General features: G+C 71.2%; 20 protein-coding genes. 12 read left to right on the top strand and 8 right to left on the bottom strand.

What is annotated here, in order from left to right; translation table 11 throughout:
- Positions 1–79 precede the first annotated feature (79 nt).
- Together OG299_RS15200 and ppgK are read left to right on the top strand one after the other, a co-directional pair.
- Positions 80–1,084 (top strand): 4-hydroxy-3-methylbut-2-enyl diphosphate reductase, encoded by a 1,005-nt coding sequence (locus tag OG299_RS15200; protein ID WP_266625939.1) that lies wholly within the window; start codon positions 80–82, stop codon positions 1,082–1,084.
- A gap of 33 nt (positions 1,085–1,117) precedes the next feature.
- Positions 1,118–1,864 (top strand): polyphosphate--glucose phosphotransferase, encoded by a 747-nt coding sequence (ppgK, locus tag OG299_RS15195; protein WP_266625938.1) that lies wholly within the window; start codon positions 1,118–1,120, stop codon positions 1,862–1,864.
- Between the two features lie 9 nt (positions 1,865–1,873).
- Here ppgK and OG299_RS15190 read toward each other — a convergent pair whose 3' ends face one another.
- A complete protein-coding gene (locus OG299_RS15190; protein WP_442817508.1) occupies positions 1,874–2,410 on the bottom strand; it encodes a DUF6542 domain-containing protein in 537 nt (178 codons plus the stop codon).
- A 135-nt stretch (positions 2,411–2,545) separates the two neighbouring features.
- On the opposite strand from OG299_RS15190, the gene ychF reads away from it, so the two are divergent.
- Entirely contained in the window at positions 2,546–3,634 is a 1,089-nt protein-coding gene (gene ychF, locus OG299_RS15185) for a redox-regulated ATPase YchF (RefSeq protein WP_266625934.1), read from the top strand.
- Between the two features lie 83 nt (positions 3,635–3,717).
- On the opposite strand, the gene OG299_RS15180 is transcribed toward ychF, so the two are convergent.
- The 3 genes from OG299_RS15180 to OG299_RS15170 all read right to left on the bottom strand — a co-directional run bounded on the left by OG299_RS15180 (position 3,718) and on the right by OG299_RS15170 (position 5,300).
- On the bottom strand, positions 3,718–3,981 hold the full coding sequence (locus tag OG299_RS15180) for a type II toxin-antitoxin system RelE family toxin (protein WP_311121304.1): 264 nt from the start codon (positions 3,979–3,981) through the stop codon (positions 3,718–3,720).
- Complete coding sequence (locus OG299_RS15175; protein WP_327361748.1) at positions 3,974–4,246, bottom strand: type II toxin-antitoxin system Phd/YefM family antitoxin; 273 nt, start codon at positions 4,244–4,246, stop codon at positions 3,974–3,976. Before OG299_RS15175 ends, OG299_RS15180 begins: the two co-directional genes overlap by 8 nt.
- A gap of 472 nt (positions 4,247–4,718) precedes the next feature.
- Positions 4,719–5,300: a Uma2 family endonuclease gene (locus OG299_RS15170; RefSeq protein WP_327361747.1), complete on the bottom strand. Its 582-nt coding sequence runs from the start codon at positions 5,298–5,300 to the stop codon at positions 4,719–4,721.
- A 63-nt stretch (positions 5,301–5,363) separates the two neighbouring features.
- Between OG299_RS15170 and OG299_RS15165 the strand changes: the two genes are divergently transcribed.
- From OG299_RS15165 to OG299_RS15155, 3 genes are all read left to right on the top strand, one after another.
- On the top strand, positions 5,364–5,558 hold the full coding sequence (locus tag OG299_RS15165) for a hypothetical protein (RefSeq protein WP_327361746.1): 195 nt from the start codon (positions 5,364–5,366) through the stop codon (positions 5,556–5,558).
- A 318-nt stretch (positions 5,559–5,876) separates the two neighbouring features.
- Positions 5,877–9,119, top strand: a complete 3,243-nt coding sequence (locus OG299_RS15160; protein WP_327361745.1) for a M36 family metallopeptidase — start codon at positions 5,877–5,879, stop codon at positions 9,117–9,119.
- Positions 9,112–9,510 (top strand): hypothetical protein, encoded by a 399-nt coding sequence (locus OG299_RS15155; RefSeq protein WP_327361744.1) that lies wholly within the window; start codon positions 9,112–9,114, stop codon positions 9,508–9,510. The genes OG299_RS15160 and OG299_RS15155 overlap by 8 nt, the downstream gene beginning before the upstream one ends.
- 64 nt (positions 9,511–9,574) lie before the next feature.
- On the opposite strand, the gene OG299_RS15150 is transcribed toward OG299_RS15155, so the two are convergent.
- From OG299_RS15150 to OG299_RS15140, 3 genes are all read right to left on the bottom strand, one after another.
- Positions 9,575–9,757, bottom strand: a complete 183-nt coding sequence (locus tag OG299_RS15150) for a hypothetical protein (RefSeq protein ID WP_266625889.1) — start codon at positions 9,755–9,757, stop codon at positions 9,575–9,577.
- A 108-nt stretch (positions 9,758–9,865) separates the two neighbouring features.
- Entirely contained in the window at positions 9,866–10,570 is a 705-nt protein-coding gene (locus OG299_RS15145; RefSeq protein WP_266625887.1) for an anti-sigma factor family protein, read from the bottom strand.
- Positions 10,567–11,145 carry an RNA polymerase sigma factor gene (locus tag OG299_RS15140; RefSeq protein ID WP_327361743.1) on the bottom strand — a complete coding sequence of 193 codons (579 nt, stop codon included), beginning with the start codon at positions 11,143–11,145 and terminating at the stop codon, positions 10,567–10,569. Before OG299_RS15140 ends, OG299_RS15145 begins: the two co-directional genes overlap by 4 nt.
- Positions 11,146–11,276: 131 nt before the next feature.
- Here OG299_RS15140 and OG299_RS15135 point away from each other — a divergent pair, with 131 nt between their 5' ends.
- A complete protein-coding gene (locus tag OG299_RS15135) occupies positions 11,277–11,717 on the top strand; it encodes a cupredoxin domain-containing protein (protein ID WP_327361742.1) in 441 nt (146 codons plus the stop codon).
- A gap of 85 nt (positions 11,718–11,802) precedes the next feature.
- The gene (locus OG299_RS15130) at positions 11,803–14,013 is read left to right on the top strand and encodes a DEAD/DEAH box helicase (RefSeq protein ID WP_266625882.1); all 2,211 of its coding nucleotides are present in this window, start codon (positions 11,803–11,805) and stop codon (positions 14,011–14,013) included.
- 33 nt (positions 14,014–14,046) lie between these two features.
- Here OG299_RS15130 and OG299_RS15125 read toward each other — a convergent pair whose 3' ends face one another.
- Positions 14,047–15,066 (bottom strand): SMP-30/gluconolactonase/LRE family protein, encoded by a 1,020-nt coding sequence (locus OG299_RS15125; protein WP_266625880.1) that lies wholly within the window; start codon positions 15,064–15,066, stop codon positions 14,047–14,049.
- A 79-nt stretch (positions 15,067–15,145) separates the two neighbouring features.
- Here OG299_RS15125 and OG299_RS15120 point away from each other — a divergent pair, with 79 nt between their 5' ends.
- The 4 genes from OG299_RS15120 to OG299_RS15105 all read left to right on the top strand — a co-directional run bounded on the left by OG299_RS15120 (position 15,146) and on the right by OG299_RS15105 (position 18,881).
- Positions 15,146–15,583 (top strand): MarR family winged helix-turn-helix transcriptional regulator, encoded by a 438-nt coding sequence (locus OG299_RS15120; protein ID WP_266625878.1) that lies wholly within the window; start codon positions 15,146–15,148, stop codon positions 15,581–15,583.
- Between the two features lie 205 nt (positions 15,584–15,788).
- Complete coding sequence (locus OG299_RS15115) at positions 15,789–16,820, top strand: alpha/beta hydrolase (protein WP_266625876.1); 1,032 nt, start codon at positions 15,789–15,791, stop codon at positions 16,818–16,820.
- 163 nt (positions 16,821–16,983) lie between these two features.
- Positions 16,984–18,087 carry an alpha/beta hydrolase gene (locus OG299_RS15110; protein ID WP_266625874.1) on the top strand — a complete coding sequence of 368 codons (1,104 nt, stop codon included), beginning with the start codon at positions 16,984–16,986 and terminating at the stop codon, positions 18,085–18,087.
- Positions 18,084–18,881, top strand: a complete 798-nt coding sequence (locus OG299_RS15105; protein WP_266625872.1) for a trypsin-like serine peptidase — start codon at positions 18,084–18,086, stop codon at positions 18,879–18,881. Before OG299_RS15110 ends, OG299_RS15105 begins: the two co-directional genes overlap by 4 nt.
- Positions 18,882–18,892: the final 11 nt, after the last annotated feature.

Here is an 18,892-nt window from a genome sequence, read left to right as displayed (position 1 = left end):
CCGAAGGGCGGTCGGTTCGCACGTTCGACCCAGTCTGTGCCGAATGGGCGACGCCCGGCCTCCTGGAGACCCCCGTACGATGGACCGCATGACTGCTGCCGCACCTGCTCCCGCTTCCCGACGCGTCCTGCTCGCCGCCCCGCGCGGCTACTGCGCGGGCGTGGACCGAGCCGTGATCGCCGTCGAGAAGGCTCTCGAGCAGTACGGTGCGCCGGTCTACGTCCGGCACGAGATCGTGCACAACAAGTACGTCGTCCAGACGCTGGAGAAGAAGGGCGCCATCTTCGTCGAGCGGACGGAGGAGGTGCCCGAGGGCTCCATCGTGATGTTCTCCGCGCACGGCGTGGCGCCGGTGGTGCACGACGAGGCGGCGGCCGGCAAGCTCGCGACGATCGACGCGACCTGCCCGCTGGTCACCAAGGTGCACAAGGAAGCGATCCGGTACGCGAACGAGGACTTCGACATCCTCCTCATCGGCCACGAGGGCCACGAGGAGGTCATCGGCACCTCCGGCGAGGCCCCGGACCACATCACGATCGTGGACGGCCCGGACGACGTGGACAAGGTCGTCGTGCGCGACGAGTCGAAGGTCGTCTGGCTCTCGCAGACCACCCTCTCGGTCGACGAGACCATGGAGACGGTCGACGCGCTGAAGACCAAGTTCCCGCTGCTGGTCTCGCCGCCGAGCGACGACATCTGCTACGCCACCTCGAACCGCCAGGCCGCGGTCAAGGTGATGGGCGCCGACTCCGACCTGGTCATCGTCGTCGGCTCCAAGAACTCCTCGAACTCGATCCGGCTGGTCGAGGTCGCGCTCGATGCGGGCGCTCGCGCCGCGTACCTCGTCGACTTCGCGAGCGAGATCGACGAGGCCTGGCTGGAGGGCGTCACCACGGTCGGCCTGACCTCGGGCGCCTCGGTGCCGGAGGTCCTGGTCGAAGAGGTCCTGGAGTGGCTGGCGGCGCGCGGCTACGCGGACGTGGAGATCGTCAAGACCGCCGAGGAGTCGATCGTCTTCTCGCTGCCGAAGGAGCTGCGCCGCGACCTGCGCGCGGAAGCGGCCGCACTGGTCGCCGACAAGTAGGCTCCGGCCCGCGAAGTTCCCTACGGTGTTTCCATGCAGATCTTCGGCGTGGACATCGGTGGTTCCGGGATCAAGGGCGCTCCCGCGGACCTGGACCGTGGCGAGCTGGCGCAGGAGCGCCACAAGGTACTGACACCGCAGCCGGCCACCCCCGACGGGGTGGCCGGCTGCGTCGTCGAGGTGGTGCGCCACTTCGACTGGGACGGGCCGGTGGGAGTGACGTTCCCGGGCGTCGTCACGGGGGGCGTCACCCGTACGGCGGCCAACATGGACAGCGCGTGGATCGGCGTCGACACGGCGACCCTGCTGTCGGACCGGCTCGGCGGCCAGCCCGTCACGGTCCTCAACGACGCGGACGCGGCCGGGATCGCGGAGATGACGTACGGCGCGGGCCGGGGCCGCGACGGCACGGTGATCATGCTGACGCTGGGCACGGGCATCGGCAGCGCGCTGTTCACGGACGGCCGGCTGGTCCCGAACTCGGAGCTCGGCCACCTGGAGCTGAAGGGCCACGACGCGGAGAAGCGGGCGTCGGTCAAGGCCAAGGAGGACGGGGAGCTCACCTGGGAGCGCTGGGCGCACCGGGTGCAGAGGTACCTGGAGCACGTGGAGATGCTCTTCTCCCCGGACCTGTTCATCATCGGCGGCGGCGTCAGCCGCAAGCCGGAGAAGTTCCTTCCGCTGATCGAGGACGTCCGGGCCGAGATCGTCCCGGCCAGGCTCCAGAACAACGCGGGCATCGTGGGGGCGGCGATGGCGGCGCGGGCATCGAGCGCTTAGGCGGCTGCGCTAGGCGGTCCGGCGGGGGAGCCTGCGCCGGGAGATCAGTACGGCCTTCCGTACGACGACGATCAGCGCGGAGATCAGGGTCCCCCCGTACAGCCAGCCGGCGTGCAGCGACAGGGCGGACACGATCCCCATGAGCTCTGCGCCGAAGCCGCCCGAGCCGCCGGAGATGGGCCAGACCCCGACGGCGAAGGCGATCGGCGCGGAGATCGGCGCGGTGATCAGGTCGGCGGGGCGCACCCAGAGGGCGGTGGCGGCCGCGACGGGCAGGAAGAGCAGTCCGTACGCGAGCAGCGAGCCGCCGAAGAGCAGCCAGGCGATCCCGGCGACCAGGGTCATCGCGACGCACGCGAACAGCCCGCCGCCGAGCCCGGTCAGCCGGGCCCGCGGCAGCCGCCGGGCGGGCGCGGGCTGCGGGCGGCCGCCCTGGGCGGGCACCCCGCCGATGGGCGGGGCGGCCTGGCGCCGCGGCGGCTGCTGCTGCCGCTCCGGCTGCTGTCGCTGCGGGTGATCCGCCGAACGCGTCCTGTATCGCTCCACCCCACCAAGCTAGGCGGGCCGAGCGCGGTATCGGGGTGGGGACACGCGTACAACGACTGCCACTCATCGGAAAGTAAACTGTCCGGTGGCCCACTCCCGGGCCGCCGCCCCCTCCAGCTACGGGAAGTCGCCAACGTGTCGCTCACGATCGGAATCGTCGGCCTGCCGAATGTCGGCAAGTCGACCCTGTTCAACGCCCTGACCAAGAACGACGTGCTGGCGGCCAACTACCCGTTCGCCACCATCGAGCCGAACGTCGGCGTCGTCGGCGTCCCGGACCCGCGCCTGGCCGTCCTCGCCGGGATCTTCGGCTCGCAGCGCATCCTCCCGGCGACGGTCGACTTCGTCGACATCGCGGGCATCGTCCGCGGCGCCTCGGAGGGCGAGGGCCTGGGCAACAAGTTCCTCGCGAACATCCGTGAGTCGGACGCGATCTGCCAGGTCATCCGTGCCTTCAAGGACGAGAACGTCGTGCACGTCGACGGCAAGGTCTCGCCGAAGGACGACATCGAGACGATCAACACCGAGCTGATCCTCGCCGACCTCCAGTCCATCGAGAAGGCCGAGCCCCGCCTGACGAAGGAGTCCCGCCTCCAGAAGGAGAAGGTCGCGGTCCTCGCGGCCGTCGTCGAGGCCAAGAAGATCCTCGAGGCCGGCGACACCCTGTTCTCCAAGGGCATCACCAAGGGCACGGAGCAGGGCGACCTCCTCCACGAGCTGCACCTGCTGACCACGAAGCCGTTCCTCTACGTCTTCAACGTGGACGAGGACGAGCTGGTGGACGACGCCTTCAAGGCGGAGCAGAGCGCGCTGGTCGCCCCGGCGGAGGCGATCTTCCTGAACGCCAAGCTGGAGCAGGACCTCTCCGAGCTGGACGACGAGGAGGCCCTCGAGCTCCTCCAGTCGGTCGGCCAGGAGGAGCCCGGCCTGGCCACCCTCGGCCGCGTCGGCTTCGCCACCCTGGGCCTCCAGACGTACCTGACGGCCGGCCCGAAGGAAACCCGCGCCTGGACCATCAAGCAGGGCGCCACGGCCCCCGAGGCGGCCGGCGTGATCCACACCGACTTCCAGCGCGGCTTCATCAAGGCCGAGGTCATCTCCTTCGCGGACCTGGTCGCCTGCGGCTCGGTGGCCGAAGCCCGCGCCAAGGGCAAGGCCCGCATGGAGGGCAAGGACTACGTCATGCAGGACGGCGACGTGGTCGAGTTCCGCTTCAACGTCTGATTGGACGTGAATAACGGCCTGACCTGCGAGAAGGCAGGTCAGGCCGTTGTGCTGTCCGCAGCAGTCCGCAGAACCTGGAGCGGTTACGTGTCGTAGACCGTGGAGCGGTGTCCGACGTGTACGACCCACACCACTAGTTCCCCATTGTCGATGGTGTAGACGACGCGATAGTCGCCGACTCGTAGGCGGCGGCGCTCAGGCTGGGATACGAGTGCGGTGGTGTTGAAGCCGAAGGGGTCGCTCTCCAGCTCTGTCAGTTTGGCCAGGATGCGAAGCGCCATGTCGCGCGGGATCTTGCGAAGCTCGGCCTGGGCCTCGGGTCGGAACGTCGTGCGGTAGTCACTCACTGCGTGCCAGTGTCTCCCTCATCACGTCCTCGATCGGGACGCCGGCGGCCGGGCTCGCCATCCGCTCGTCGATGATGCGGTTGATCTCGCGCTCTTCCCACTCCTGGTACTTGCGCAGCACCTCGATCGAGACCACGGCGGCGACCTGCTTGCCGCGACGGGTGATGACAGTGGGCATGTCGTCGCGGTCGGCCCGTTCGACGACTTCGGCCAAGTGGGCGCGTACGTCGCGGATGGACTCTATGGGCAGCGGCTGCTGAGTCATGCCTCAAGGGTACCGAGTGTGCCATGTGTACACAACGTGTTCGCCGTGGGGGACGGACGGGCATGCCTCGCCGCGGTCGAGCGTGCTGGATGTGCTGGATAGGGCTGCGCCGTGCTGACTTGGTGCTGACTCGCGATCGCGGAACCGGAGGCAGGGTGGCGATGAAGGCATCGCTGCGGAGCTGCGCGGGCACCTCGCCTCCGTCGAGACCCCGTAGGCCAGTCCGCAGACAGTCCGCAGGACACCCGTAAGCGCCCGTCGGGACCCAACGCATGTCAACGGGGAAATGCCTGGTCAGGGCGTTGCGTGCGGCTCCGCCGCAGGTCAGGATCAGCCCTCAGGCATTCCGCTTCAACGTCTAGTCGCTGCGTCACCACATGTGAGAAGTTGCGTCAAACGTGCAGTCAGAAGGGGTCGGACTCTGACGAGTCCGACCCCTTCTGTATTCCCGTGCTGACTTGGTGCTGACTTTTCAGCTGCTTCGGGGCGGCGTCAGCTTGTCGAGGTCCAGGCTGATCTCGAAGGGCACGGGGCGCTGGAGGGTGCCCCGGAAGATGCCGGCGGGTGCGTAGGCGCCGGTGGGTTCATCGAGCTCGTAGACGTGGACGACAGGTGCCCCGTCCTCGTCCTCGATGCACCAGTAGTGCGGGATGCCGGCTTCCGCGTACTTGCGGAGCTTTACGGTGCGATCGCGAGGGGCGGACTCGGGGGAGACGACCTCGATGACGAGCTGGACGTCCTCCGGTGCGAACCAGGTACGGTCACCGTCGAAATCGGCCGTCGTCACCAGCAGGTCCGGTTCGGGACGGTTGCGTGGGTCGAGCTTGATGGTCATCTCGCGGCCGACTCTGGTGTCGGCGGGCACCTGCTCCATGAGTGCGACCGTGAGCATGGTGACGAGGTGGCCGTGCCACCACCTCTGGGGCGACTTCACGAAGACGAGGGCTCCATCGATCAACTCGGTGTGGCGGGGCGCCTCGGGGAGGCGGTCGAGGTCCTCCGCGAACCAGCCTTCCGCGCGCGGCGGGCGCATCCAGTCGGGCAGTGCGGTCATGGGACAACCCTAGCGATCGCGGCCGTCACGAGGGGTGGTTGTGCCGCTGATCCATCATCGGGCATGGACATCGTCGGGATACTCGAAGCCGCCTGTTTGCCGGTGCCTGAGGATGTCGCCACGGACCGCGACATCACCGTGTCCGACGTCTGGGACCACCTCGCGCATGACGAGTGGGACGTGGCGCTCGACCTGCTCCAGGAGCTGGGCGACGGATGGACCGCGCCGGCAGGATCTCCCGTGCTGATTCCCCGCTGACCTGAGCCTCTCAGAACCACGTTTCCGCAGGTGGGTGCAGTGTCTCGCCCATTTTTCTTCAACGTCTGACCGGCTGGAACACCACGGCGCTGACCTGACGGACACGCGGGTCAAAAGGGGCCGGCTCCTCTGGGGGCCGGCTCCTTTGTCGTCCTCGCCCGATGCCGGGCTTGTGGGTGCTTGCCCGCAAACGGGGGCGGGGGTCGGGGCGGGCGGAGAGCCTCGTTGACGGGTGGATCTTGGTGAGTAGGGTCACGGAGCGCGCGCGGTCTCGACAGCAGACCCCGGGGGAGCGTTGGCGCTTGGGAGGCTCAGGCCGTGACCAGATGGCGATTCCGCACGAGGCTGTGGACCGCAGTGACGACCACGAGCCTGCTTCTGGCCCTGGCTCCCGGTCTGGCCGCCGCCGCGCCGCCGGGTGTCGACGACCCCGCCGATCCGACCGTACGGCGCGACCCCGCGACCGGGCACGCCCGGATGATCTTCAACTCCGGTGGTTATCTGACCCCGCCCTCCAAGCGGGCTCCCGAGCACGTCGCACTCGCCTACGTGCGTGACCATCGGGGGGAGTTCGGGCTCACCGACGAACAGGCCGCGCAGCTCGTCGTCGTCTCCACGTACCCCACCCGGCACAACGGGGCGCAGCAAGTGACGATCGGTCAGAGCATCGACGGCATGCGCGTACACGGCGGGCTCCTCACCGCCACCGTCGACAAGCGCGGCCGCCTCGTCATCCTCGGCGGCGCCGTCGTGACCGCCGAGCCGGCCGGCAGCGTGGAGCTGACGGCGAAGCAAGCCCTCGACCATGCGGCCGAGGCCCAGGGCGCCAGGGCGCAGCACGAGCTGACGGGCACGGACAACCGCGACAAGGGCAAGCAGAAGTTCAAGAACGTCTACGCCAAGAGGCTCACGAAGCCCAACGACGTGACCGCCGAGCTGGTGTGGTTCCCCACCGACTCGGGCCGCGAGCTGCGCCCCGCCTGGCTCACCGACATCGAGGTCTCCGGTACGTCCTGGTACCAGACGGTGGTGGATGCCGCCGACGGACGGCTGCTGAGCCGCGAGAGCCGGTACCACCACGCAGGCCCCGAAGGGACCGTCTTCACGGCGCAGCACCCGGACGCCGCCGGCGCCGCCCGTACCGTCACGCCGTTCACCGGGCGCGACGGCTCCTGGGTGGCGGACCGGCTGACCCAGGGCAACAACGCCAACGCGTACCGGGACGAGGACGGCGACAACACGGTGCCGGACACCGGGAACGACGCGCTGCGCCCGCAGTCCCCGGCCGGCGGCGACCCCGCCTTCCAGCACTTCGGCCACACGTTCAACGACACCTGGCGCACCAACGCCAGTGGGACGCAGGCCAACCTCGACGCGGACGTGAACCCCGTCGTCACGCAGCTCTTCTACTACATCAACGTGATGCACGACTACCTCTACAACCTGGGGTTCGACGAGGCGTCGCGGAACTTCCAGGTCGACAACTTCGGTCGCGGCGGCGCGGGCGACGACCCGGTGCTGGCCGAGGCGCAGGACGGCTGGGACTTCGGCTGCCTGGACAGCAGCACGCCGCCGAACGCGATCCGGTGCACGAACAACGCCAACTTCGGCACCCCCGGGGACGGCGCCAGCCCGCGCATGCAGATGTACATGTGGCAGCCGCCGGGCCGGCCGTGGCGTGACGGTTCGCTCGACGGCGACGTCATCGCGCACGAGTACGGGCACGGCGTGTCCAACCGCCTCGTCGGCGGCGGCCACCTCGGCGGCGGCGCCCAGACCGGCGCCCTCGGGGAGGGCTGGAGCGACACGATCTCCTTCCTCAAGTGGGGCGACGCAACGGTCGGCGAGTACGTCACCGGCAACACCGCCACCGGCATCCGCACGCAGGCGTACGACACGTCCACCGAGAAGTGGGGAACGTTCCGCCCGGCCCGCGGCGTGCACCGCAACGGGGAGATCTGGGCCGCGACGATGTACGACATCCGCGAGGCGAAGGGCATCGCGTTCACCGAGCAGCTGGTCATCGACGGCATGAAGAACACCGTCACCGCGCCGAGCTACCTCGACGCCCGCGACGGCATCCTCGCCGCCGACATGACCGACAGCGCGGGCGCGAACCAGTGCCTGCTGTGGCGGGTCTTCGCCGGCCGCGGCATGGGCGCGGGCGCCGCGTCGAGCGCGGACCAGAACACCGTGACGGCCGACGAGACCGTCCCGGCCGCCTGCCTGCCGACCGCGAACGCGGGCGGCCCGTACAGGACGGGCGAGGGTACGGACGTCACGCTCAGCGCCGCCAGCTCCGCCCAAGGGACCGGGCCCTCGGCCGGGCACCCGGCGACGTACGCGTGGGACCTCGACAACGACGGGCAGTACGACGACGCCACCGGGGTCAGCGCCACCTTCGGCCAGGTGGGCCAGGACCGCGTCCTCACCGTCGGACTCCGGGTGACGGACAGCGCGGGCAACACCGACACCGACGCGACGACGGTCACCGTCGAGAACGTCGCGCCGACCGTGTCCCTGCAGACGGTCCCCCCGGCCGGGGAGAACACCCCGGTCACCCTGACGGGCGGCATCGGCGACCCGGGCCGGCTCGACCCGCTGACGGCCACGGTCGACTGGGGCGACGGAGCGGGCCCGCAGGCGCTGGCCGGCACGCTGGAGAACGTACGTCCCGACGCGACGCTGAGCTTCTCCGCGGCGCACACGTACGGGGACGACGGGACCTTCCGGATCGAGGTCTGCGGCAGTGACGACGACACGAGCAGCTGCCGGTCGGCCGACGCGACGATCGCCAACACCGACCCGGCCGCGGCGATCTCGGCCGACGGGCAGACGACGTACAACGGGCAGAAGGCCTTCATCGCCCACGCCGGTACGCCGGTCGCCGTGAAGGGCACGTCGACCGACCCCGGCAGCGACGAGCTGACCCTGACCTGGCTGTGGGGGGACGGGGCCTCGGACAGCCTGGTCTCGCCGGTGAACCCGCCGGCCGCCGACCTGGACCCGAGCCCCTCGATCCAGCCGCGCAACGTGACGGCGACGAAATCGCACGCGTACCCGGCAGCCTGCCTGTCCACGCTGACCTTCACCGGCCGGGACGACGACGCAGGCGCCGCCTCCGACACGGCGGCCGTCATCACCACCGGCAATGCCCTGCGGGCGCGCAACCAGGCGTACTGGACGGGCGAGTACGACGGGCGGGCGCCGAGCCTGTTCACGCCGGCGCAGCGGGCCTGTCTGCTGGGCGTGGCCTCGTTCATGAGCGCGGTCTACGGGCCGCTGACCGAGGCCCAGGCGTACGCGATCCTGAGCTCGGGCTCCCCGCAGCCGAGGCCGCTGGTGTCCCAGCAGCTGCTCGCGGCGTGGCTCAACTTCGCGAACGGGTCGTACGACCTGGCCACGCCGGTCGACACCGATGGCGACCGGAAGACGGACTCGACCTTCGGGGCGGCGGTGGCCCGCGCCGAGGCGCTCTACAACGACCCGGCGTCGACGCGGAACCAGCTGCTGTCCCAGGTCGACGTCCTGCTGCGGTTCAACGTGCGTGACGGTGGCTGACCGGCGCCTGGTGTGCCTCGCCGCCCTCGGGTTCTTCACCGGGTGCGGGGGCGGCCGGGCGCGTCCGCCGGCGAAAGAGGCACGTGACCCGGGCGGTACGGGCGCCACGGGAGCCGGCGCACCGACGCCGGCGCAGGGCCGCGTACTCACCGGGGCCGACGGCGGCTTCACGGGCCGGCTCGAGGTCGGCCAGACGGCCCGGCTCCGGCTCCCGGAGACCGGCCCGGAACCCACCGCTCAGGGCGAGTCGGTCCTGCTGATCCCCCTCAGCAACGTGACGGCCACGGGCCACCGCGAATGGGAACTCCGCGCGGTCCGCGAGGGCACCACCCACATCTCCGTCCCCCACCCCCCCACCCCACCGGCGAAACTGACCTTCGTGGTCCCGTGAGCGCAGCGGGGCGGCGGAACGCGCAAGGCGCGCCCGGGGGAGGTGGGCGCGCCTTGTGGTGCCGCTAGTGCAGGGACCCGGAGGAGCCTGACGGGCGGGGGCGGTCCTGGGGCATGTCCATGTCCATGTCCATGTCCTCGGACGTGCGGTCCGGGTTCTTCGCCTGGCTCTTGGCTTCCTGCATCTTCTGCTTGGCCTGCTCCTTGAGCTTGTTGGCCTTGTCCTGGGGCGGCTGCTTCTTGACCATGCGGGTTTCGCTCCTCGAAGAGGGTGAGGGGACGTCCACTGGGGACGTCCACCACCCTGGCACCGAGTGGTGACTCCCGCATGTCGGACGATTACTCTCCGTTGGCCGTCAGGCGAAATTGGCCTTGGCCAGGACCGTGCCGTCCGGGGTGAGGAGGTTGGCGCCCGCGAGGGTCGTGGGGTTCACGTCGGCCGCCGCGACCCAGTAGCCGTAGCCGCCCTGGAGCGAGAACGTGCCCAGGCGGGTCGTCGTGCCGTCCTTGTTGACGAGTACGCAGCTGACCTCCGGCGTCGCCTTCTCCAGGTCCACCGACATGTACACCCAGCCCTGCTGGCCCGGATGGGCGAAGACCCGGCCCACCTCCCCGCCCGCCGCCATCAGCGGCGCCTGCAGCAGCTGGCCGTTCGCGCCGGCCGTCGGGGACGCGGGCCCCGAGGCCTGCTCGATCACCGTGCCCGCCGCCCAGCCGGCGAACCCGCACGCCACCGCCAGGGCCGCCGCCGCGACCGCGACCCGGGGCCGCAGCAGCCGGCGCCGGGCCGGCGCGGGCTGCGGCACCGGCTGCGGGGGAGCCTGCTGCGGGGCCGGCTGGAGGCCGGCCGTGACGCGGCTCTCGAAGCCGACCGGGGGCTCCGTGCCCGGCAGCAGGCCCAGCAGTCCGTCGCCGACCTGGGCCAGCTGCTCGATGTGCCCCCGGCAGCCGGGGCACCGGTCCAGGTGGGCGACCGCACGGGCGCGCTCCCGGGCCGGAAGGATGTCCAACGCCAGCTCGGCGTCGAGCTCCCTCAGCTGCTCGCAGGTCATCTCGCTCATCGCCGGCTCTCCTCGGCCCCCAGGGTCCTGCGCAGCTTGTGCATGGCCGTCCGGATCCGCGTCTTGGCCGTCCCCAGCGGGATCCGCTCCATGTCGGCGACCTGCTGCGCGGTCATCCCGTAGATGCCCGCCATCACCAGGGCGCGCGCCTGATCCCGGGGCAGGGCCGCCACGGCCGTCCGTACCCCGGCCGACGTCTCGGCGGCGAGCGCCTGCTGCTCGGGGGTCTGCGTCACGATGTCGAGGAGGGCGTCCAGGTCCTCGGGGGCGACCGGGTTGGCCCGGCGGGCCCGGACCGCGTCGATCGCCAGATGGTGCGCGATCGCCGTCAGCCAGGTCCGTACCGAACCGCGGCGCGCATCGTAGACCTGGGCGTGCCGCCATGCGCGCTCGAACGTCAGCTGGGCGATGTCCTCGGCGAGCTGCGCGTCTCCGACGACGGCGATGGCCACGCCGAACACCGTGCGCTGGAAGCGGCGGACGAATGCGACCGCGATCTCGGGATCACCCGTCGCCAGGCCCGACAGAAGTGCTTCGTCCGGCGCACGCCCGAGGGGGAGGCCCGTTCTCTGCACATCAGTGGATACGTTCGGCCTCCCCGAATGGATTGGTTCGGGTTCGCGCGGAAACACCCCTTCATTGTGCTCCTCTCCCGGCCTTCGTCCCCGTCCGCAATCTCCCGGCGGCGGTCAGCCGTATCCCTGCCATGACAAGGACACGCACCACCCGAACCACTCGCGTGGGAATGGGGCTGGCGGCCGGAGCACTCGCGGGGCTGCTGGCCGCCTGCGGGGGCAGCGCCGACGGTGCCGGAAACGGCCCGGCGGCGCCGCCCGCCCCGCCCGCGCCCTCCGCGACGCAGGTCACGGCGGACCTCAGCGACTTCCACATCGCCCTGTCCCAGAAGACGTTCAAGGCAGGGGCCTACTCGTTCACCGTCAAGAACACCGGCCACCACGACCACGCGTTGGAGGTCGAGGGACCGGGCGGGGAGCAGCGCTCCAAGACCCTGGCGCCGGGGGAGAGCGGGAAGTTCGACATCACCCTCAAGGACGGTACGTACGAGCTCTACTGCCCCGTCGACGGGCACAAAGACCTCGGCATGAAGACGGAGATCACCGTGGGCGGCGCCGTGAACGGCTACTGAGCGTCCCGCCGACGGCGGTAGGTTGCGTGCAGTCGTTACCCGGCGCAGCCGGGAGCAGCCGGCGGGAGCGGTCGAGGGGAGGGGCATGCGGCACAGGGCGGCCGAGGCGATCGGCGCGGGCGAGCGGCTGCACGCGGCGGCCGGCGCGCTGCTGGCCGACCACCGGCGGGCCGTCGAAGCCGTACGGGAGGCCTGGGCGCCGATCCACGCGGAGCTGGCCCGCCTCGAGCTGCGGCGGATCCCCGTCGACCGGCTGGCCCAGGTCACCGAGGGGCGGCTGCGGGTGGCCGCCATCGAGGCGGCCGGGTTCGACACCGTGCAGCAGGTGCTGGATGCCGGACGCCACCGGCTGCGGCAGATCCCCGGGGTCGGGCAGCAGACCGCCGACCAGGCGCTGGGCGCCGCCCGGCAGCTCGCCGAGGCCGTCGGGGAGACCGTCGCCGTACACCTCGACGTGGACCGCCCCGAACCCCGGACCACCGCACTCGTGACCGCCCTGCAGCTCCTCGTCGAGGCCGGGCCCGAAGCCCGCCGGGCCGTCGGGGCGGCCCGGCAGCTGGAATCCGGGCTCGGGCCGCTGCTCGCCGACGCCGGGCCCGCCGCAGGCCGGCTGCGGAGGTGGTTCGCGGGCCGGGAGCGGCGCGAGCGGGCCCTGGCCGCCGTCGGGGAGATCGGCCGGCTGACCGCGGAGGCCGCCGGGAGCGGGGTGCCCGTACTGCTCGGGCAGGCCTCGGTCGACCTGCTGCGCGGCCCCGCCGACGAGGCGGCCGCCTGGGTCGACTTCGAGCTGCGCTCCGCCGAGTACTACGGGCTGCTCGCGGAGATCACCGAGCGCGCCGGGACCGGCCCCGACCCGGCCGCCGCCCAGGGGTTCCTGCCCGAGGCGCTGGCCGAGCGGATCCGTGCCCAGGACCTCGACGCAACGCACCGCCGGGTCTCGCTGCGCGGGTACCAGTCCTTCGGCGCCCGCTTCGCCCTCGCCCAGCGGCGGGTGATCCTCGGCGACGAGATGGGGCTGGGCAAGACGGTCCAGGCGCTCGCCGCCCTCGCGCACCTCGCCGCGCAGGGGCAGCGCCACTTCCTCGTGGTCTGCCCGGCCGGCGTCCTGATCAACTGGACCCGCGAGATCGAGGCGCGCAGCACCCTGCGCGCGGTCGCCCTGCACGGCCCCGGCCGGCACGACGCCTTCGCGGACTGGCGGGGGGAGGGCGGGGTGGCCGTGACGACCTTCCAGGCGCTGACCGGATTCCCCGAACTCGCCGCCGAGGACCTGGGGATGCTCGTCGTGGACGAGGCGCACCACGTCAAGAACCCGCGCGCGCAGCGCTCCCTGGCGGTCGCCGCCTGGGCCGCCCGCTGCACGTACGTCCTCTTCCTCACCGGCACCCCGATGGAGAACCGGGTCTCCGAGTTCCGCAGTCTCGTACGGATCCTGCGGCCCGAGGCGGTCTCCGGGATCGGGGACGTCGACACGGTCGCCGGGTCCAAGGCGTTCCGCAAGGCGGTGGCGCCCGCGTACCTGCGGCGCAACCAGCGCGACGTACTCGGCGAGCTGCCCGAGCTCCAGTGGACCGACGAATGGGAGGAGCTGAGCGCCGCCGACCGGGACGCCTACCGGGCGGCGGTGCGGGCCGGCAACTTCATGGCGATGCGCAGGGCCGCGTACGCGAAGCCGGACAAGTCGGCGAAGCTGCAACGGCTGCGCGAGCTGGTGGCGGACGCCGCCGCCAACGGGCTGAAGGTCGTGGTGTTCTCCTCCTTCCGCGAGGTGCTCGGGGCGGTCGAGGAGGCGCTCGGGCGCCGGCCGTCGGGAGACGGCGGACGCGACGGGGGTGACGGAAGCGACGGAGGCCGGCTCTTCGGGCCGATCTCCGGGAGCGTGCCGCCCGCGCGCCGCCAGCGGCTCGTCGACGGGTTCGGCGCGGCGGCCGGGCACGCCGTGCTGCTCGCGCAGATCGAGGCGGGCGGCATCGGGATCAACCTGCAGGCGGCGTCCGTGGTGATCCTCTGCGAGCCGCAGGTCAAGCCGACCATGGAGCAGCAGGCGGTGGCCCGCGCCCACCGGATGGGCCAGGTGCGCGCCGTACGGGTGCACCGGCTGCTGGCCACGGACGGGGTGGACCAGCGGATGCTGGAGGTGCTGGAGCGCAAGGCGCGGCTGTTCGACGCGTACGCCCGGCGCAGCGTGGTGGCGGAGTCGGCCCCCGAGGCGGTCGACGTCTCGGACACCTCGCTGGCCCGGCGCATCGTCGAGGAGGAGCAGGCGCGGCTCGGCGCAGCGCCGCGAAGCCGGTGAGGCCCGCCAGGGCCGAAGCGCGCGAGGGGTGCGTCAGAAGGAGACCGAGGCGATCGTGAAGGACGTCGGCGTGCCCGGGCCCATGGGGCCGCCCTTGTCGAACTGGGAGCGGACCACGAGCGTGCGGCCCGGGGTGTGGCTCAGCGTGGTCGGGATCTGCAGGGACGGGTCGGTGATCGTCCGGGTCAGCCGGGCCCGGGTGCCGTCGGGGCTCAGGTGCCACCGGGTCAGGGTGTTCGTGGTGTTGTGGGCCACCCGCAGCGTGCCGTCCGGGGCGAGGTCGAGGCCGTCGGCGTGGGTGAGGTCGCCGCCCTGGAGGGCGACGCGGGATATCGCGCCGGTGCGCAGGTCGATGCGGTGGAGGTCGCCCGCGGTCATGTCCACGGCCAGCAGGAAGCGGCCCGCCGGGTCCGAGACGATGCCGTTGAGGGCGAAGCTGCCCGCCGGGGACGGGGTGAGGTGCCCGCTCAGGTCGTACGCGGGGAGCAGCGCGCCGGAGCCGGCCGCCAGCTGGGCCGGGGTGACGCGGTAGACCACCGAGCGGACGCTGTCCGTGAGGTAGGCGGTGCCGTCCGGGGTGATGGCCAGGTCGTTGACGAAGAGCCCGCCGGTCCCGGCGACCTCGAAGTGGGCCAGGCGCCTGCGGGACGCGGTGTCGTACACGGAGACCCCGGAGGTGGAGTCGGTCACCCACAGGCGGCCGCGGGCGTCGACGCGCAGGCCGTTCGCCGTGTGGCGGCCGTCGGTGCCGGCGGGCAGGAACACCTCGGCGGTGCGCTGTCCGGGGCGGGCCCGGTAGACGGTGCCGTCCGCGTACGAGCCGACGTAGACGCTGTGGTTGCGGGGGTCGGTGGCTATGCCCTCGGGGTAGACCTTCTCGCCGGGGAGGGTGAAGGCCGTCGAGATCCGGCCGTCGGAGGCCGGGGGGGATGCCGGGGCGGATGCCGGGGAGGCAGCCGGGGCGGCCTGGGCCGCCTGCGCGGCCGGGACCGCGCCCAGGGTGAGCGCCGTGGTCAGGGTCAGGAGCGTGGCGGGCAGGAACTTCTTCAGCACAGCGAGTGTCCTCTTCCGTGTAGGTGAACACGAAGATAGGTTAGAGCTCTAATGCTTGCAAGGGCCTTAGGATGCGGGGATGACCTCCATGCCTCCCGAGGAGCGCATCGGCTCGCACGTCAAGCGCGCCGAGCAGGCGCTCATCGCGGCCAAGAACGCCGCGCTCAAGTCCGCCGCAGTAACGGTTCCGCAGTACGCCGCGCTGCTCTGGCTCTCCGAGAAGCCGGGCATTTCCGCGGCCGCGCTCGCCCGGCTGTGCGGGGTGACGCCGCCGACCATGAACACCGTGCTGAAGAACCTCCAGGAGCGCGGGCTCATCGAGCGCACCCCGCACGAATGGCACCGCAACGTGCTCGAGACCCGGCTCACGGAGGAGGGCCGGGCCGCGATGGAGCTCGCCGACGCCGGCGCCGTAAGGGTCGAGCGGGCGCTCGCCGCCGCGTTCTCGGCGCAGGAGCGGGAGCAGCTGATCAGCCTGCTGGGGCGGTGCGTGGAGGCGCTCGACGCCCAGAGGTGAGCCGTGCTGTTGGGGTTCCGGACGCATGAGGTTCCGACCGCGTTCCGGTCGGGTTCCGGAACTGTCCGTGAAATGCGCGCATCAGGGCTGAAGGGGTACCCAGCCGTTCTGTCCCAGCCCGGGGCAGTCATGACCGTTCGGAGCGAAGTTCGTGCATCAAGACCCGCCCCGGCGTTCCCGCCGGGCGATATGGATATCCGCCGTCGTGGCCTTCGTGCTGCTGCTCGGCGGCGGAGGCTTCGCCGCCTGGAAGCTCGAGTGGTTCTCCGGCAACGGTGCCCCCGTGAGCTTCGGCAAGGCTCCCGCGCCCGCCGCCCCCGAAGCGGGCGGGCCGTCCCCGCAAGCGCCGTCGGCCTCGCCCACGCCGACCGGTGATCCGGACGTGCTCCTGCCGGCCGGCCCGAAGTCCGACTTCAAGCAGACCGCCAAGCTCGACGACGGCACGATCATCGCGAAGACCCGCCTCGCGGGCGCGAAGTCCGGCTTCGAGGGCGACGTCTGGGTGTGGACGCCCAAGGAGTACAACGAGGCGAGGTACGAGAAGAGCGCCTTCCCGGTGCTCATCGCCCTCCCCGGCGGCAACGGCTTCCCGACCAACTACTGGGCCGACCGCAGCCTGGGCCTCCAGAAGGCCATCGGCGAGGGCGTCCAGGCCGGTACCAGCCTGCCGTTCATCGTGATCATGCCGGTGCTGAACCCGGACAGCAAGTACTACTACGACGGCGCCGACATCCCCGGCCAGCCCAAGATGGGCACGTGGATCGCCGAGGACGTCCCGGAGTTCACCAAGGCCAACTTCCGTACGTACAAGTCCCGCGACGGCTGGGCCTTCATGGGCTCCTCCTCCGGCGCCTTCGTCGGCATGAAGACCGTCCTGCAGTACCCGGACCGGTTCAAGGCCGTGATCGCCAGCGGCGGCGAGATCGTTCCCGACTCCCCGCTCTGGAAGGGCCACCAGGCGGAGATGGACGCGAACAACCCCGAGAAGCTCGCGAAGAAGCTGATCGACGGCAACGGCCCCGAGGTCTACATCAACTTCCAGGTCGGCACCAAGGAGACCGGGAAGGAGCGGATGACCACGTTCCAGCAGCAGTACGGCAAGGGCCCCGTCAAGATGACGATCCGCGACATCCAGAACGGCGAGCACAACGGCTGGCACTACGTCCGGGGCATGAAGGAAGGCTCCCTGGAGTGGATCAGCAAGGTGCTCAAGGGCCCGCAGCCCCAGGCCGGCTGACCCGGCCGTACGCACGGAGCCCGGGATCGGGGTGGCGCAGGCCACGTCCCGCCGGTCCCAGGCAACCCATCCGATCGTTGACACCTCTGTAAGGGGTGTAAGGGGGACCGATCGGTCCGACCCGCGCTCTTCGGGAGCGCCGGAGAAGGAACGGGACAAATCCGTGCAGCATGACCAGCTTCAGGGTGACGGCGACCTCATGACCGAGGAAGGCCCGCTGACCACGGGCCGTCGCCGCTCCAAGCGCCTGCGCAGGCTTCTGATCGGCGGTGCGCTGGCCTTCACGCTCGCCGCCGGCGGCGGCGCGGCGTACGAGTACGGGCTCTTCTCGGACATAGGGGATCCGGTCTCCTTCGGGAAGGTGCAGGAGTCGGCCGCCGCGGCCGAGGTGATCCGGCCGGGGGTGAGCATGCCGACCGGGCCGAAGTCCGAGTTCGTCCGGACCTACCGGATGCCCGACGGCACGCAGATCGGCCGGACGACCCTGACCGGCGCGAAATCGGGGTTCACCGGTGACGTGTGGGTGTGGGTCCCGAAGCAGTACGACGAGCCGAGATACGCCAAGAGCGCCTTCCCGGTTCTGATCTCCCTGCCCGGCGGCCGGGGCTACCCCACGAACTACTGGGGTACGGGCCCCGGCCTGGGCCTCGAGAAGGCCGTCAGCGACGGGGCGAAGGCCGGTACGAGCCTGCCCTTCATCCTGATCATGCCGGTGCACAATGCGGACACCAAGCACCACTTCGACGCCTCGGACATCCCCGGGGAGCCCAAGATGGGCACCTGGATGGCCGAGGACATCCCGGATTTCACGAAGGCCAATTTCCGGACCTTCACCTCCCGGGACGGGTGGGCCTTCATGGGCTCCTCCGCGGGCGGATTCGGTGCCTTCAAGCACGTCCTGAAGTACCCCGACCGGTTCAAGGCGGCCATCGCGAGCGGGGTCGACATCGTCCCCGACTCCCCGCTGTGGAAGGGGAACACGCAGGCCATGGACGAGAACAACCCCGAGAAGCTCGCCGAGAAGCTGATCAAGGAGGGTGGTCCGGACGTCTACATCAACTTCCAGATCGGCACCAAGGAGACCGGGCGCGAGAAGGCCGAGAAGTTCATGAAGGAGTACGGAAAGGGCCCCGTGCACACTCAGCTCCAGGTGATCCAGGATGGTGAGCACAACGGAAAGTCGTACGTACGCGGTATGAGGGAGGGCGCTCTGGAGTGGATCAGCAAGGTCATGCTCGCACCGACCCCCGACCCCGGCGTGCGATGAACGTAGTCGTCAAGGGTGCGTCGGCGGCGGCCGCCGCCGGGGTGGCGGCGGTGCTGGCCGTCGGCTTCCTCAAGGCGACGGACGTGGACGCGCACGCGGTGCACGCCTTCCCCGGCGTCGGCGTGCTCATGGCGAACGGGGAGCACTGGTGCACGGCGAGCGTCGTCGACAGCCCCAAGGGCACGGTCGTCGCGACCGCCGCGCACTGCGTGGCCCCGGCCGGCGAGGGGGGCGAGCCCGGAGCGGTCGCCCCCGACGGCCGCGCCATCGGCGACCTCTCCTTCGCCCCCGCCTTCACCGGTGAGGGCGTGGGCCGCCAGCCCCTCGGGGTGTGGAAGGTCCGCGCGGTCCACGTGGACGAGCGCTGGACCAGATGGGGCGAGGACACGGCCGACTTCGCCTTCCTCAGCATCGAGCCGGACGAGGACGGCCGCACCGTGCAGCAGGCGGTCGGCGGCGCTGAGGAGGCCCCGAAGCCCGAGTGGACCTCCGGGTACGAGCGCGAGGTGACGGTCGTCGGCTATCCGGAGTCGGACCGCAACCCGCAGAACAAGCCCATCTCCTGCACCACGCAGACCCGCCACGACCAGGAGGACCCCGCGATGCTCTACATCGGCTGCGCGGGCTTCTGGTCGGGCACCAGCGGCAGCCCCTGGATCGCCGACCGGGGCGGTCCGGGCCGTCCCGGTCGGCTGATCGGGGTGCTGAGCGGCGGGGAGACGGACGTGGACTCCACGGCCGCCCTGTTCGACGAGAAGGCCAAGGCGCTGTACGAGCAGGCCGCACGGGACTGAGCCCGGGCCCG

Origin of the sequence: Streptomyces sp. NBC_01296, assembly GCF_035984415.1 — a bacterium.
In the GTDB taxonomy this organism is placed as follows: domain Bacteria; phylum Actinomycetota; class Actinomycetes; order Streptomycetales; family Streptomycetaceae; genus Streptomyces.
Note: the sequence above shows the minus strand (reverse complement) of the source record. Positions and strands in the feature narration are given on the sequence as shown.

What these genes read in the sequence shown, in the direction of transcription:
- OG299_RS15200 (WP_266625939.1), top strand. Translation starts at nt 80, where the DNA reads ATGGACCGCATGACTGCTGCCGCACCTGCTCCCGCTTCCCGACGCGTC.
- ppgK (WP_266625938.1), top strand. Translation starts at nt 1,118, where the DNA reads ATGCAGATCTTCGGCGTGGACATCGGTGGTTCCGGGATCAAGGGCGCT.
- OG299_RS15175 (WP_327361748.1), bottom strand. Translation starts at nt 4,246, where the DNA reads ATGACTCAGCAGCCGCTGCCCATAGAGTCCATCCGCGACGTACGCGCC.
- OG299_RS15170 (WP_327361747.1), bottom strand. Translation starts at nt 5,300, where the DNA reads ATGACCGCACTGCCCGACTGGATGCGCCCGCCGCGCGCGGAAGGCTGG.
- OG299_RS15165 (WP_327361746.1), top strand. Translation starts at nt 5,364, where the DNA reads ATGGACATCGTCGGGATACTCGAAGCCGCCTGTTTGCCGGTGCCTGAG.
- OG299_RS15150 (WP_266625889.1), bottom strand. Translation starts at nt 9,757, where the DNA reads ATGGTCAAGAAGCAGCCGCCCCAGGACAAGGCCAACAAGCTCAAGGAG.
- OG299_RS15145 (WP_266625887.1), bottom strand. Translation starts at nt 10,570, where the DNA reads ATGAGCGAGATGACCTGCGAGCAGCTGAGGGAGCTCGACGCCGAGCTG.
- OG299_RS15135 (WP_327361742.1), top strand. Translation starts at nt 11,277, where the DNA reads ATGACAAGGACACGCACCACCCGAACCACTCGCGTGGGAATGGGGCTG.
- OG299_RS15130 (WP_266625882.1), top strand. Translation starts at nt 11,803, where the DNA reads ATGCGGCACAGGGCGGCCGAGGCGATCGGCGCGGGCGAGCGGCTGCAC.
- OG299_RS15120 (WP_266625878.1), top strand. Translation starts at nt 15,146, where the DNA reads ATGACCTCCATGCCTCCCGAGGAGCGCATCGGCTCGCACGTCAAGCGC.
- OG299_RS15105 (WP_266625872.1), top strand. Translation starts at nt 18,084, where the DNA reads ATGAACGTAGTCGTCAAGGGTGCGTCGGCGGCGGCCGCCGCCGGGGTG.